Genomic DNA, 14,012 nt, shown 5'->3' with positions numbered 1-14,012 from the left:
ACGCCGGGATCTCAGCGATGCCGGCACAGAGGAAACGAGACAGTTTCGAACCTCGCGTCGACAGCGCCTGAGCTCGACAACGCGGAAGGTGGCAAGCGAGCGTCTCTCCGGTCATGTCAGTGCGCCAACGCTCCGAAGCGGGGGCCACCAGGTTGTTGCACACCTGGATTCGCTGAGCCGAGGTGCCCCTACACATCCAGCCCAAGTGTGCTGGGGAAGATGTCCGGCGGGCTCAGGGCACACTCGGCCCACACCGTCTTGCCCTGTCGGGCGTGACGTGTTCCCCAGTGTTCGGCGAGTTGGGCGACGAGTAGCAGACCGCGTCCCCCTTCGTCGAAGATACGGGCCCTGCGCAGGTGTGGGCTGGTACTGCTCGCGTCAGAGACCTCGCAGGTGAGGGTGCGATCGTGGATGAGCCGCAAACGGATGGGGGGACGACCGTAGCGAATGGCGTTGGTGACCAATTCGCTGACGATCAGTTCTGCCGTGAAGTCCAGGTCTTCCAGCCCCCAAACGGACAGCTGCTTGGAAACGTCCGCCCGAGTGAGAGCGACCGCGGCCGGATCAGCGTCAACGGACCAGGTGGCGACCTGGCGCTCCCCGAGCGTTTGGGTGCGGGCCAGCAAGAGGGCTACGTCGTCGCGCGGTCGATCGGCGGACAGCAAGGCTTCGAGGACGGTGTCACAGGCGGCTTCCAGCGAGGGGGTGCGCTGGGCGAGGGCGTGGCGCAGCCGGGTGAGACCCGCTTCGATGTCGTGGTCCGCGGACTCGATCAGGCCGTCGGTGTACAGGGCCAGGAGGCTGCCCTCCGGCAGGTCGACTTCCACTGCCTCGAACGGCATGCCCCCCAGGCCCAGCGGCGGGCCGGCCGGCAGGTCAAGAAGGGTCACGATTCCGTCTGGGCTGACTACGGCGGGGAGCACGTGCCCCGCACGGGCGAGGGTGCAGCAGCTGGCGATGGGATCAAAAACGGCGTACAGGCAGGTGGCGCCGATATCCCCCGTTGATGCGACGTCCGGTTCGGCCATGGCTTCGGCAGACAGGCGGAGCACGACGTCGTCAAGGTGCGTGAGGAGTTCGTCGGGCGGCAGGTCTATGTCCGCCAGCGTGCGTACGGCGGTCCGCAGGCGGCCCATGGTGGCGGCGGCATGGACACCGTGGCCGACCACGTCACCCACCACCAGGGCGACGCGGGCACCGGACAGCGGGATCACGTCATACCAGTCGCCGCCGACGCCGAGTTGAGCGGCCGCAGGAAGATAGCGGCAGGCCACCTCCACGGCGGACTGCGACGGCGTCACCCTTGGGAGAAGGCTGCGCTGCAGCGTCAAAGCTGTGCTATGGGCTTGCGTGTAACGGCGGGCGTTGTCGATGGCTACCGCTGCTCGGGCTGCGATCTCCTGAGCGAGGAGGAGATCCTGCTCGTCGTAGAGGTCGGGGGTGCGGTGGCGGAAAAACTGTGCGACACCCAGCGTGCTACCACGGGCACGCAGCGGCACCACCAGTGTCGAGTGGATCCGCTGAGCATCGGTGTCAGGGCCGTGGGCCGACCGCGCCGCCTGGCGGTCCTCAAGCAGGGACGCATGGATGTGACGCGAAGGCCGGCCGGAATCGAGGGCGAGAGCCAGTGGTGATCCGTCCGGAAAACTATGGAGCTGCTGCGGCGGTATGGAAGGCTCCGGACCGTTTTCCATCACCGACTGCTGCGCCACCCGGCGCACGACCGGTACCCCGCCCCGCTGGGGGCAGTTTCCAAGGGCCGAGTCAAGCATGTCGACGGTGACGGCGTCGGCGAAATACCCGGTAGCCAGGTCAGCCAGCTCCTGGGAGGTACGGACGATGTCCAGGGTGGTGCCGACGCGCATGCCCGCCTCGTTCACCACGGACATCCGCTGCCGAAGGTGGCGATCTCGCTCCTCGTGGAACATTATGACCTCTTGCTCCGAGAAGCGGTCCACGTACGCGGCCACGAGCGCGACCAGTTTGCGCATCGCCGCGCCGGCAAGTTCCGTGTCGTCGGTGAGTCGAGCGATCTCTTCGAGCAGCCTGTCGACGACGCAGCTCTGCGCGAGCCGGAGTCCCCGCAACGTCGAGCTGACCGACTTCCCCCGCTGGGCCAGTCGACGCGCACCCTCCCCGTCGATAGCCGGCAGTGGGATCTCGCTCGGGTCGTTGCCCTGCTCAAGGCCGGGCAACGCGGCAGCAAAGTACTTGACTATGTTTTCCCTGGTCAGCCGCGCTACGTCCGGATCCTCCCAAAGTTCGGGCACCTCACGTTGCAGGCATCGCTCCACGTCGTGAATCAACCGCTCCGCTCCCAGGCTGAGCGCGTGCACGGCACTGGACACAACGCTGTCCACTGTGGGCTCCACGGCAACGACGTTACGCCGATCGAGGGCATATGCATACGAACCCGAGGATGCCGGGCAGCGTCTGCGGCTTCCCGGTCATGATCTCGCCCATGACCGTCTGCGTGACGGCGCCCGGACGATCCCTTCCGCGCGCTCCAGGCAGGAACGGGCCGGCGGACCCCACAGCGATCGTCGCCGTCCTCAAGCTCACCGAGCGACTCCGACCGGCCCGGGCTCCCCACCTCGAACCGTCGGCGTACTCGTCGCCCCCCGTCACGTCCGGATCCGCAAGTTCGCCCTGTGCTGCCTGTCACTTGACCCGGGCCGAAAATAATGGCAACACTGTAGCCATTATGAAGCTCTGGGCCGAACCCCAATCCGACTCGCGATTCGTGGTCGTCGACGATCTGCGGGTCCACTACAAACGCGCAGGACACGGGCCGACGGTCGTGCTGCTGCACGGCAGCGCCTCGTCCTTGCACCATTTCGAAGACGTGGCGGCCGCGCTGGCGTCGTCGTTCGACGTCATCCGTCCCGATCTGCCGGGGTGGGGCCTCACCGGACCACGCGCCGACCGGGACTACCGCATCCCGACGTACGCGGCGACGGTCGCCCGTTTTCTGGACGCGCTGGGCGTGCGCAGCAGTGCTGTGGTCGGCAACTCGCTGGGCGGCAACATCGCCTGGAACTACGCACTGGAGCATCCGCATCGGGTCAGCGGCCTGGTGCTCGTGAACGCCACCGGCTACCCGGAGAAGTCGGTCCCGGCCGGTCTGCGACTGGCACGCAACCCGCTGCTGCGTCCCCTGCTGCGCCTGGCAATGCCTCGCCGCGTGATCGAGCGGAACCTGCGCTCGGCCGTCGGCCCGCACTCGGACATCGTCGACGAGGAGATGGTGGAGCGGGCGCACCAGCTCATGAGCCGACCCGGAAACCGGTCGGCTTTCATCGACTTCGTCAATACGGACCAGCCCGACCGCAGTGCGGACATCCCATGCATCGCGGTGCCGACGCTGGTGCTGCGCAGCGCGAGCGTCGACGGCCAGCACTTCGCCCGTGACATCCGGGGCGCTCAGGAAATGGTCCACAGCGAAGGGGGCCATCTGTTGCCGGAAGAAGACCCGCAATGGGTCGGCGGCGCGATAGCGAAGTTCCTCGACTCCCGTGAGGGCATCGAGGAACAAGGAGAACGAGCGTGAAGTACTTCATAGCCGACGGCGAGGACCACCGCCTCGACCCGGTCTCGCGGCAGGACCTGCGCGGTAGCTTCGTCGAGCTGTCCGACGGTGTCACCCACTATGCGCTGGCCGGGCCCGACGGCGGCGAGGTGGTCCTGCTTGCCGGCGGGCTGACGGTTCCGCTGTTCTATTGGGACGGCCTGGCGGCGGAACTGCATACCAGGGGGCTGCGTACCCTGGCCTGCAGCGCCTACGGGCGCGGCTACTCCGACCGGGTGCGGGCGACGTACGACGAAACGCTGTTCGTCCGCCAGCTCGCCGAACTGACGGACCGGCTCGGCATCGGCCAGCCGGTGCACCTCGTCGGCACCTCCATGGGCGCCCTTGTCGCGATGCAGTACGCCACGCGGCATCGGGAGTCCCTGGCGACCCTGACATTGGCGGGACCTGCGGGACTCATCCGGCAGAAGCTGCCGCCGCACCGACTGCTCGCCAGTGACCTGCCGGCCGGTTTCGTGGCCCGGCGGTTCGGGCGCCGGCTGTTGGAGAGCCACCTGGGCCACAACGTGCGTGATCCGGAGCGGTCCGCCGAGCTGACGGCGATGGTTCTCGAAGCCTACAGCTACGAAGGTTCGCTGTACGCGTTCTTCGACACACTCCAGCACCTGCCGCTGTCCGGCCGCACCGAGCTGTTCCAGCGCGTGGGAACGCTGGAGATACCGACGTTGCTGCTCTGGGGCGAGGACGACAAAGTCACGCCCATCGGTCAACTCGCTGCCGCGCGCTCCCTGCTGAAGCCGCAGCAGTGCCATGTCATCCAGGACTGCGGCCACATGGCCCCCTATGAACAGCCCCGGGAAGTCGCCGAACGGATCGCGTCGTTCACGGCAACGCGCACGGAAAGGCAGGGCTCATGAAATACCACAAACCTCTCGACATCCTGATCATCGGTGCCGGGCCTGCCGGGACGACGCTGGCGATCGACCTCGCACGCCGCGGCCTCGACATCCGCATCGTCGACAAGTCGGATCACGCCTTCGACGGCTCACGGGCCAAGGGCATCCAGCCCCGCACCCTGGAGGTCCTGGAGGACCTCGGAGCGCTCGACGACGTCATCGCCGGCGGCAGCACCTATCCGCTCGCCGGGATTCATCTCGGCCCTTTCGCAGCCCCGTGGCCGATGATGCGCAACCGGCAGCCGAGCACGGACGTTCCGTATCCCAACACATGGTTGATACCGCAGTACCGTACCGACCGCGCCCTGCACAACCGCCTCGCACAGCTCGGGCACCACGTCGAGTTCGCGTCGGAGCTGGTCGAACTGGACCAGGACACCGACCTCGTCAGCGCCAGGGTGTCGAGCCCCGCAGGGATCGAGGAGATCACCGCCCGGTATGTCGTCGGCGCCGACGGCGGTTCGAGCACCGTCCGCAAACAGCTCGGGATCGGCTTCGCCGGATCGACGGACGAACAGGACCGGATGCTCGTCGTGGACGCCGTCACCACGGGCCTGTCCCGTGACCGATGGCACATGTGGCCACGTACCGGGGGGAAGTTCGTCGGCGCCTGCCCCCTGCCGCACAGTAACCTCTTCCAGTGGATGATCCGACCGGCGATCGACGAGGAGCCCGCGCCCGACATGGCGCGGCTCAACGACCAGATCCGCTCGGCCACCGGCAACCGGCGTATCACACTGAGCGAGATTCAGTGGACGTCGGTGTTCCGGCCCAACATCCGCCTCGCTGAGAACTACGGCCAGGGACGGGTCTTCATCGCAGGCGACGCCGCGCATGTACATCCCCCGGCCGGTGCCCAGGGACTGAACACCGGCATCCAAGATGCCTACAACCTCGGCTGGAAGCTCGCCCAGGTCCTGGCGGGCACCGCCCCCGGGCTGCTGGACACCTACGAGGCCGAACGGATGCCGATCGCCGCCGGAGTGCTCGGCATGTCGGCGAAGAAGTACGAGGGCATCGCCAAGCTCGACCCGTCGAGCATCAGCCGCGGAAAGGACGAACAGCAGCTCGCCCTCAGCTACTTCGGCGGCCCCCTCGCGCCCCGCGACAGCGACCGCACCAAAAAGCTGCGCGTCGGTGACCGCGCCCCGGACGCCGTCCTGACGGGCCGCGACGGGGAACAGGTCAGGCTCTTCGACATCTTCCGCGGAACGCACTTCACCGCCCTCGCCCACGGCCGCCGCGCCGCCGACGCCCTGGACCGGCTCGAATGGCCGGCAGCCGGCGCAGAGGTGAAGCGGATCGCCGTAGGCTCCCCCGCCGACAGCGCGGACCACTTCCTCACCGACTCCGCGGGGACACTCGGGCAGGTGCACGGGATCGCCGGGGAGGCCCTGCTGCTCGTCCGCCCCGACGGTTACATCGGCCACATCGCGACCCAGGACTTCCTCACCGGTACCCGCACCGCCATCGAGGCGATGACACCTCCCGCAAGGAGTCGCATCGTGTCGGAATCCTCCTCCCGTACAGGAGTCGCCGAATGAGCCGCACCTTGCTGCGCGGTGCACAGGTCATCACCATGGCGCCAGGCCGCCCCGACGCCGAATGCGTCGACATCCTCGTCGAAGGCGACCGCATCGCCATGATCGGCGAGGATCTGGACGCACCCGATGCCGAACCCGTGGACCTCACCGGACGGGTGGTCATCCCCGGCCTGGTCAACGCCCACCTGCACACCTGGCAGACCGGGCTGCGGTCCGTGGGTGCCGACTGGACGCTCATGGAGTACCTCACCCATCTGCACGGAGGCGCCGTCCAGCACTACAGGCCCGACGACATGTACGTCAGCAATCTCGCCGGTGCCCTGAACCAGATCAACTGCGGCACTACCACTCTCGGCGACTGGTGCCACAACAGCCTGACGCCCGAGCACGCCGACGCAGCCGTCGAAGGGCTCGTGCGAGCCGGCATACGCGCCGTCTTCCTGCACGGCACCCCCTACCGGGACCCGGACCTGCCCCATCCGCTCGCCGAGACGGACCGCCTCCTTGACGGCCCCGTCCGCGGCCATGCCCTGCTCACGCTCGGCATGGCCGTCCAGGGCCCGCAATACTCCTCCCCCAGCACCGCGGTGGCCGATTTCCGGGCCGCGGCCGAACGCGGTCTCGTCGTGTCCCTCCACCAGAGCGGTGGGGGCCCCGCGCCCGGCTGGGAAGCCGTACGCGATGCCGGGTTGTTCAGCCCTCATACCAACGTGGTGCACGGCTCGGACCTGCCCGACGGCTGGGTGAGGACGCTGGTCGAGGCCGGCGTCACCTTCACCAGCACACCCGAGAACGAACTCGGCCAGGGCCACGGCACCCCCGTCACCGGCTCCCTGCTGCGCCACGGGGGGGCTCCTTCGCTCGGCACCGACGTCGACACCGTCGTACCCGGCAAGGTCCTCACCGCCGCCCGCGTCGCCCTTGCCCACCAGCGCAGCCTCGATCACGCTCAGCACCGCCAGACCACCGGCACCTTCGCCGACAGGCCGTCGGTCACCGCCAAGCAGGCTCTGGAGTGGGCCACCGTCGAAGGGGCGAAGGCGCTCGGCCTGGCCGACCGGGTCGGCCGCGTCGAGTCGGGCATGCAGGCCGATCTGGTAGCCGTCGACAGCCGTGCCCTCAACCTCTGGCCCGCCCACAACCCGATTGCTGCTGTCCTGCACTCGGACATCGCGAACATCGAGGCGGTCATGATCGCCGGACGCTGGCGCAAGCGTGACCACGTCCTGCTTCACCCGGACATCGCCGAGGTCAAGGACCGGCTCCTGGATTCGGGCCAACGGCTCCTCCACGCGATGGGCGCAGCGTGAGAACTCGTCCTCGGCTGCCCGAGACATCCGGGCCGCCGCGCTTCGGCGAGCGTCCACGCCGACCGGCCCCACCACGCGGGGCGGCGTTCTGGCTGGTGGCCCTGGCCTTCGCCGTGACGATGCTGGGCACCACTTTGCCGACCCCGCTGTACGTGCTCTACCAGCATCGCCTGGGCTTCTCGACCGCCATGACCACAGTGATCTTCGCCGCGTACGCGGTGGGGGTTCTGACCGCTCTGGTGCTGTTCGGACGTGCCTCGGATGTCGTCGGACGACGGCGCACGCTGCTCCCCGGACTCGCCTGCGCCGCACTCAGCGGGCTGCTGTTCCTGGGCGCGGACAACCTGCCGCTGCTGATCGCCGGACGCGTGCTCTCGGGACTCTCCGCAGGCATCTTCACCGGCACCGCCACCGCGACACTGGTCGACCTCGCCGACGCGGACGACAAGGAACGCGCCACCCTGGTGGCCACGGCAGCGAACATGGGCGGACTGGGTGCAGGACCTCTGCTGTCCGGGCTGCTCGCCCAACTCGCCCCCATGCCGTTGCGCTTGCCGTTCGAGGTGCACCTCGGGATGCTCACCCTGGTGACGGTCGGGGTGTGGCTCATGCCGGAGCCGGTCAAGGTCACCGGACAGCTGCGGCTGAGCATGACCCGACCGCGGGTGCCCGAGGAGGCGCGGGCCACCTTCGTGCGGGCATCGATCGCCGGTTTCGCCGGCTTCTCGGTGCTCGGGCTGTTCACGGCTGTCGCACCGTCCTTCCTGGGGCATCTCCTGCACTTGCACAATGCCGCGTTGTCCGGCTCCGTGGTCTGCGCGGTATTCGCTGCTTCGGCCATCGGTCAGGTCACGCTCGTACGACCGTTGGGCCCAGCAGCCCTGCCCGTCGGGTGCGGTCTGCTGATCGGAGGCATGGCCCTGCTGATCGCGGGACTCGCCGCGGGGTCGCTGGTGCTCCTGGTGGGCGCCGCCGTGACGGCCGGGCTCGGGCAAGGAGTGAGCTTTCGCGCCGGACTCACCGCGATCAACGCCGAAGCGCCCAGTGGACAGCGGGCGGAGATCGCTTCGACGTACTTCATCGTGCTCTACGTCGCGATCTCCCTGCCCGTGGTGGGCGTCGGGGTGATGGCCGACGTGGTGGGCCTTCGGACAGCCGGGATCGGCTTCAGCGTGGCGGTGTCCCTGCTGGCCTCCAGCGCCTTGACGGCTCTGCGTCGAGGCCGACGTGAACGGTAAACCCCGCTTGCTCTCGGTGCCTCCGTCACCGCGATGCCCCCCCGGAGTCTGCGTCTGACTACGGGTGGTTCACGAGGGGTTTCAGGCGCGGCCCGTCGTTCGCGGCGCGACGCGAGCAAGGCCCTCAGCCTGCCGAGGCGAGCCGCAGTCGTCGCGCATCAGCGGGGGCTGGCCTTGTGGCGCTCCATCCATTCGAACATCAACTGGAGTACCTGGGGCAGCTTGGAAACGGCACAGTGTCCCGTGTCCGGTAGCAAGTGGACTTCCGTGTCCCGGCGGCCCTCGAAAACGAGAGTGTCGTGCTGGGGGACGTGAACGTCCTCGGCACCGTTCATCACAAGCATCGGAACGTTGACGTCGAGGTCGAGTAGCGGGCGCAGTGCGAACGACGGCCAACTCTGGGCCAGTTCGGCGTGGGTCGGTTCGTGGTCGAATCCCAACGCGTTGCCGACGATGCCGTCCATGCCGTGCGCGAAGGTCCGGCCCCGGGCGAACGCCGCCTCGACCGGACCCCCGATGACGACCGCTGCGTCGACATCGCCGGCCAGGCCCGAACAGGCCGAGAAATGCCCGCCCATGGAGATGCCCAGATGCAGTACGCGCCCATTGCCCAGCGCCCGCGCATCGGCGGCCAGTGCGCGTACCATGTCGGCGCCGTCCTCCGAGTCCATGGGCCCGGCGCACTCACCGGTGCCGGGGATGTCGAAGGTCAGCACGCCCATGCCGGTGCGCAGGGCGACCTCCTCGAAGAGCCCGTGGAAGTCCATTTTCCAGGTGTCCACTCCACCGCTGGCAAGCAGGATGGGGGCGTCACCGGACCAGCCGGGCGGTGTCAGAAGGTGCACGGGTACGACGGTGCCCCCATGCTCACCCAGCACCTGGACCATACGGCGCTCGAACCCGACCTTGAAACCGGGAACGGCAAGCACGTACTGCTCAAGCTGCCGCTCCAGCGCCGTGCGCCTCGCGTCGTCCGTCAAGGCGGGGAACTTCGCCCATCCGTAGGCCAGCGCCGCACGTTGGTGCCGATGGTGCCGGGCATACCCGGCGGCGAGTCGCGACCACTCGTACACCCATCCCCCCGGCTGGTCGAGCCACATATCGGCGACCGCGGATCGGACGGTGTCGACATCCTCGGCCGGCAGACCGCTGCTCACCATCTGCCGGTACCGCTCTGCGAACAGGTCCTCCGGGGCGAGCTTCCACTGGTAAGGCATGCGGACACCTACTTTCTGCTGGCATTGACACAGAAATTGACCTGAGCACGTTCGCGGCTCCGACTCCGGACGGGAGGTCGCTCCGCTCCCGGCCGGTGGATCAGGCGAGAAGGGACACGGGGGTGCGGCTCCAACGGGCTGATCGCGAACAGGACACGACTTTCACCGAGCCGGATGGGAGGTCGGAGGGAGGAAAGCCAGAACTGAAGAGAGTCAGGAACGCAGGGAACTGATCAGGGCACTGCGGCCAGTAGCCGCCGTTCCCAGCCGGAGAGTGCCGGACTCTCATGGGGCAGTGATCGTCCCCCTCTACATCTACCGAACCGTAATGTCCGGCCTAGCAGAACTCAAGTTTCACATGAGAGGACACGATGGGACGACTTCCGGTATCGTCTACGTCTGCGTCGGCAGCATCGTCGGCGGCGCCGTGATGCTCGTGCCTGCCGCTCCAGCTGATCGACGACGACAGCGCTCTCCCCACGCCCGGCCGCCGCGCGCTGACGCCCTCCTGGAAAAGCGCTGCCCCGCGGTCCGGGGTCCGCGTCCAGAGCGGCCGCCTGCCGACTCACTCCCCGACCAGCACGTGAAGGTGGCGCATGCAACGCTCCGCTCAGCCCCCGCAGCACCACGGCCTTACCGATCGCCCCGCTCCCTCGCCGCTGTCCGAAGCGCACCGACGGGCGGTCCGCCTGGACCGGACCTTCCTCGCCCCCAACGCCGCGTGCTTCGGCACTGCGGTCGTCCTGGGAGCGGTTCCCGGCGACCCACTCGCCACGCGGCTTTTCGGCACCGACGCAACCCTCGGGCTGTCGCTCTACCTGCTCCAGGCCGTGGTCCTGCTGGCGACGGCCCGCCGATTCGACCGCGGCTCTGCACGCCTGCTGGACCCGCTGCAGCACGTACCCGCGGAAGCGGACGCGCCTACCATGCCCGTCGGGCAGATCCGGGGACGGAGATGAACGACAAGCGCGCCGTCCTCGCGGCAGCAGGAGACCACCATGCCCTGGTCCTGAGCTCCTTCATGCTCTTCATGGTTGTCGCACTCTTCGGCTCGGTCTTCGCGGGCCTGAACGGAGATGCCCCGAAGGAGTTCTACATCGGCGACCGGCAGAGTTCGGCATGGAAGAACGGTCTGGCGTTGGCGGGATGTTATGTCTCCACATCCCTTCTCCTCAGCGTGACCGGTGTCGTGGCAACCATCGGCTTCGACGGCATCACCACCACGACCAACGTGCTTCTGTCGCTGGGTGTGCTCCTGCTGCTGGTCCGGCCCGTTCAGCTCAGCGGCGCCCTCACGCTCGGCGACCTGTTCACGCTCCGGGCACCGGGCATCGCCCCTCGGGTGGCCGCCGCGGTGACCGTTCTCGTGGTCACCGCTCCCCTTCTCGTGGCGCAGCTCATCGCCGCCGGCAGCGTCACCGCCGCTCTGCTCGGGTTCTCCGGCCTCGGCATACAACAGATGTGCGCCGTGCTGATCGGAGGCCTGGTGGTCACCTGCGGCATGCTGAGCGGCGCCAAGGGGATCACCGTCGTACAGGTACTCGCCGCAGTCATCACGCTCACAGCCATGATTTTCGCGTCCGTGGCCGTGCTCCGACTCTTCCACGGGGATGTCGACTCCCTCATCGCCTCCGCGGACGCACACAGCACCCGCCCAGGCCGGTACCTGAATTCGGGCGGTCTCTTCAACACTGGCGGAACACCGCATCTGGACTTCGCAGCCGGCCAGGTCATGACCATCCTCGGCGGAGCCTGCATGCCTCACGTTCTCAACCGCGTCGCCGCGGCGAAGGACACCGCCACGGCACGCCGCTCCGTCCGTTACGCAGCCGGAGTCGTCGCCTTCGTGTGCGTGACGGTGGTCATTCTGGGCTTCGGTGCTTCCGCGCGAGTCGGCGCTCACACCATCCTCGGTGCCCAGTCGAACGCGGACGACTCCCTGATGCTCCTGGCCGGCAGCCTCGAAGGCGGCCTGGGAGCTGGACTGGGCCGCCTGCTGTTCACCGCGCTCGCCTGCGCGATCTTTCTCAGCGTGCTCGCCGTCGTCGGAAGCATCACGCTGGCGGCGGCCGGCACCCTCGCCCGGGACGCGTACCACCACCTCGTCCAGCACAGACGGTCGGATCCGGCGCGTGAACTGATGGTGGCGCGTGTCGCCGTCCTGCTCTTCGGCAGCCTCGGCATCCTTCTCACCGTAGTCTCGCAGGGACACTCTGCCGCTCTCCTCGCCCAGTTCGCCACGTCCGTGGCCGCGTCGACCGTGGCCCCGGTTCTGATCTACACGTTCTACTGGGACCGCTTCAACCGAACCGGTCTACTGTGGACCGTGTACGGCGGAATCATCCTGAGCGTGGGTCTGCAGGTCTCCTCGCCTTCCGCCTCGGGCGGCCCGCAGGCATTCCTGCCGAACTCCGACATCGCCTGGTTCGATCACCCCACCCCTGTTCTGGTCTCCGTCCCGGCCGCCTTCCTGCTTGGCTGGGCCGGCAGCCTCGTGGGGCGCCGCCGGGCCCAGCGCCACCAGGCCGAGGGCACCTCTACGACCAGCACTGTTCTGCTCATCGGGCGGACGGCCGCGGCGCCCGTGTCTACAGCACCCACGGCTGTGCGCCGAGCAGTGGAGTGAGCAGTTCCCGGGACCTCTCCGGGGTGATGACGTCGGCGGGGTCCATCTTCTCGATGTGTCTGCTGGCCGAGTCCTCGTAGATGTGCTCCCCGATCAGGCGGGCGTCGGCGTCGTAGGGCCGGAAGGACGCCACATAGTGGGTCAACTGGTAGTAGGCGCCCGGATCGTCGATGTCCTCGCCCTGCTCGGCGAGAACCCGTCCCGGTATGTGATTTCCGAAGCAGGACTCGATGGCCAGGCCCCAGTCGGCCACGGCGATGTTCTCGCTGATGGGGCCGAAGACGTTGAGTCCCGCTTCCGTGAGTCCCGCGTAGAAGCGGCCGATCCGCCCCTCGCCGCGCAGGTGCAGAGAGATGCCGTTCTCGTTGATCCGGTAGTAGGGGTCGTCCACGACCATGTCGGGGCTGCAGGACCTCGCGGCAGCGGCCCGTCAGCTCCAGGAGCGCATGGCGACGGAAGTTCAGCAGGATCGCGCGATGACGGGGGTTCTCGGTCACCGCGAGCAAGGCGTCGGGGGCCTTGACGACGTTGCGCACGTCGAAACGTCCGTGGTGATGGTCCTTTCGTGGCGTGTGGTCGGGACGGACGGCTCGTTCACGCCTCTCTTCGCATGGGGTCGCTGACATCGACACCGCCGTCGATGACATGCACCCCGCCCGTAATGAACGGTGCCTCTTCGCTCAGCAGGAAGGCGACCAGGGCGGCCACCTCGTCTGCCGTGCCCATGCGGCCGACGGGGCTGTGCGCGCGCAGCGCCCGGGCGGCGTCCGGATCGCCGAGAAAGTCCAGGGCATGGCTCTGGAGCGGGGCCTCGATGAACCCCGGGGCTACGACGTTCACGCGTACTCCGGCAGGCGCGCCTTCGATGGCGGCGCTCCGGGCCAGGCCGATCACGGCGTGCTTGCTCGCGGTGTACGGAACGATGGCCGCGCTGGCCCGCAGTCCCGCGAGGGAACTCGTGACGACCAGCGAACCGCGACGGCCCGCCTGCCGGAAGTAGCGCAACGCTTCGCGGAGGCCCAGGAAGACGCCGCGTTGGTTGACCGCGATGACCCGGTCGTATTCCGTCGCCTCTGTTGCCTCGAAGGAACCGAAGGAACCGAGGATCCCCGCATTGAGATGGATCAGATCTATCCGGCCGAAGTGGGCCGCCACTGCTTCCATGTACGCGGACGTGTCCACCTCGTTCGAGACATCCGCGCGCAGCACGAAGGGCTTCCCCTCACACCTCTTCGCCACGGCGCGGGCCGCGCAATCGTCACGGTCCACGAGAGCCACCAGGCATCCTTCAGCGGCCAGTCGGCGAGCTGTCGCGGCCCCGATGCCGCTGCCGGCGCCCGTCACCACGGCGACCCGCCCGGTCAGTCCGATGAACGGCATCCACATACCTTTCTCGATGTCTCATCAATGTCTCCGATCAGTTCGTCGATGAGTCCGTAGCGGTGCTGGAGCGCGAACTCCTGGAGGGAGAGGTAGACGTCACTGATGGCACCCGACTCGAGGCCGCGCTGGACGTCTTCCATGGCGGCCAGGTCCTCCCGGGACACGGTGTACTGCAGGGCCCGCGAGTACGCCTGGGCCAGGCGGTCGCC

Annotated in this window: 12 protein-coding genes; 7 read left to right on the top strand and 5 right to left on the bottom strand. The window is 68.1% G+C overall.

The features are described from left to right. Positions 1-188: 188 nt before the first annotated feature. Positions 189-2,372, bottom strand: a complete 2,184-nt coding sequence (locus ACFY6U_RS51260) for a SpoIIE family protein phosphatase (protein WP_390049935.1) — start codon at positions 2,370-2,372, stop codon at positions 189-191. A gap of 332 nt (positions 2,373-2,704) precedes the next feature. On the opposite strand from ACFY6U_RS51260, the gene ACFY6U_RS51255 reads away from it, so the two are divergent. The 5 genes from ACFY6U_RS51255 to ACFY6U_RS51235 are packed head-to-tail and all read left to right on the top strand — an operon-like array spanning position 2,705 to position 8,577. Then, positions 2,705-3,550: an alpha/beta fold hydrolase gene (locus ACFY6U_RS51255; RefSeq protein WP_390050005.1), complete on the top strand. Its 846-nt coding sequence runs from the start codon at positions 2,705-2,707 to the stop codon at positions 3,548-3,550. After that, entirely contained in the window at positions 3,547-4,446 is a 900-nt protein-coding gene (locus ACFY6U_RS51250) for an alpha/beta fold hydrolase (protein ID WP_390049933.1), read from the top strand. Before ACFY6U_RS51255 ends, ACFY6U_RS51250 begins: the two co-directional genes overlap by 4 nt. After that, a complete protein-coding gene (locus tag ACFY6U_RS51245; protein ID WP_390049931.1) occupies positions 4,443-6,029 on the top strand; it encodes an FAD-dependent oxidoreductase in 1,587 nt (528 codons plus the stop codon). Before ACFY6U_RS51250 ends, ACFY6U_RS51245 begins: the two co-directional genes overlap by 4 nt. Then, on the top strand, positions 6,026-7,339 hold the full coding sequence (locus ACFY6U_RS51240; RefSeq protein ID WP_390049929.1) for an amidohydrolase family protein: 1,314 nt from the start codon (positions 6,026-6,028) through the stop codon (positions 7,337-7,339). The genes ACFY6U_RS51245 and ACFY6U_RS51240 overlap by 4 nt, the downstream gene beginning before the upstream one ends. Next, positions 7,336-8,577, top strand: a complete 1,242-nt coding sequence (locus tag ACFY6U_RS51235; protein ID WP_390049928.1) for an MFS transporter — start codon at positions 7,336-7,338, stop codon at positions 8,575-8,577. The genes ACFY6U_RS51240 and ACFY6U_RS51235 overlap by 4 nt, the downstream gene beginning before the upstream one ends. A 158-nt stretch (positions 8,578-8,735) precedes the next feature. On the opposite strand, the gene ACFY6U_RS51230 is transcribed toward ACFY6U_RS51235, so the two are convergent. Next, a complete protein-coding gene (locus ACFY6U_RS51230) occupies positions 8,736-9,794 on the bottom strand; it encodes an alpha/beta hydrolase (protein WP_390049926.1) in 1,059 nt (352 codons plus the stop codon). A 596-nt stretch (positions 9,795-10,390) separates the two neighbouring features. Between ACFY6U_RS51230 and ACFY6U_RS51225 the strand changes: the two genes are divergently transcribed. Beyond that, positions 10,391-10,753 carry a hypothetical protein gene (locus ACFY6U_RS51225; RefSeq protein WP_390049924.1) on the top strand — a complete coding sequence of 121 codons (363 nt, stop codon included), beginning with the start codon at positions 10,391-10,393 and terminating at the stop codon, positions 10,751-10,753. Then, positions 10,750-12,420 (top strand): hypothetical protein, encoded by a 1,671-nt coding sequence (locus tag ACFY6U_RS51220; RefSeq protein WP_390049922.1) that lies wholly within the window; start codon positions 10,750-10,752, stop codon positions 12,418-12,420. Before ACFY6U_RS51225 ends, ACFY6U_RS51220 begins: the two co-directional genes overlap by 4 nt. On the opposite strand, the gene ACFY6U_RS51215 is transcribed toward ACFY6U_RS51220, so the two are convergent. From ACFY6U_RS51215 to ACFY6U_RS51205, 3 genes are all read right to left on the bottom strand, one after another. Beyond that, positions 12,383-12,817, bottom strand: a complete 435-nt coding sequence (locus ACFY6U_RS51215) for a hypothetical protein (protein ID WP_390049921.1) — start codon at positions 12,815-12,817, stop codon at positions 12,383-12,385. The two genes, ACFY6U_RS51220 and ACFY6U_RS51215, sit on opposite strands and share 38 nt — an antisense overlap. A gap of 197 nt (positions 12,818-13,014) precedes the next feature. After that, on the bottom strand, positions 13,015-13,800 hold the full coding sequence (locus tag ACFY6U_RS51210; RefSeq protein ID WP_390049919.1) for an SDR family NAD(P)-dependent oxidoreductase: 786 nt from the start codon (positions 13,798-13,800) through the stop codon (positions 13,015-13,017). After that, a partial coding sequence (locus tag ACFY6U_RS51205) for an SRPBCC family protein (protein WP_390049917.1) occupies positions 13,782-14,012 on the bottom strand: 231 nt, incomplete at its 5' end. The genes ACFY6U_RS51210 and ACFY6U_RS51205, both read right to left, overlap by 19 nt.

Source organism: Streptomyces sp. NPDC013157, from assembly GCF_042899865.1.
In the GTDB taxonomy this organism is placed as follows: Bacteria; Actinomycetota; Actinomycetes; order Streptomycetales; family Streptomycetaceae; genus Streptomyces.
Note: the sequence above shows the minus strand (reverse complement) of the source record. Positions and strands in the feature narration are given on the sequence as shown.

Bases quoted from the DNA above. Each gene is read 5' to 3' on its own strand.
- ACFY6U_RS51255 (WP_390050005.1), top strand. From the start codon at position 2,705: ATGAAGCTCTGGGCCGAACCCCAATCCGACTCGCGATTCGTGGTCGTC.
- ACFY6U_RS51245 (WP_390049931.1), top strand. From the start codon at position 4,443: ATGAAATACCACAAACCTCTCGACATCCTGATCATCGGTGCCGGGCCT.
- ACFY6U_RS51240 (WP_390049929.1), top strand. From the start codon at position 6,026: ATGAGCCGCACCTTGCTGCGCGGTGCACAGGTCATCACCATGGCGCCA.
- ACFY6U_RS51230 (WP_390049926.1), bottom strand. From the start codon at position 9,794: ATGCCTTACCAGTGGAAGCTCGCCCCGGAGGACCTGTTCGCAGAGCGG.
- ACFY6U_RS51225 (WP_390049924.1), top strand. From the start codon at position 10,391: ATGCAACGCTCCGCTCAGCCCCCGCAGCACCACGGCCTTACCGATCGC.
- ACFY6U_RS51220 (WP_390049922.1), top strand. From the start codon at position 10,750: ATGAACGACAAGCGCGCCGTCCTCGCGGCAGCAGGAGACCACCATGCC.
- ACFY6U_RS51215 (WP_390049921.1), bottom strand. From the start codon at position 12,817: ATGGTCGTGGACGACCCCTACTACCGGATCAACGAGAACGGCATCTCT.
- ACFY6U_RS51210 (WP_390049919.1), bottom strand. From the start codon at position 13,800: ATGCCGTTCATCGGACTGACCGGGCGGGTCGCCGTGGTGACGGGCGCC.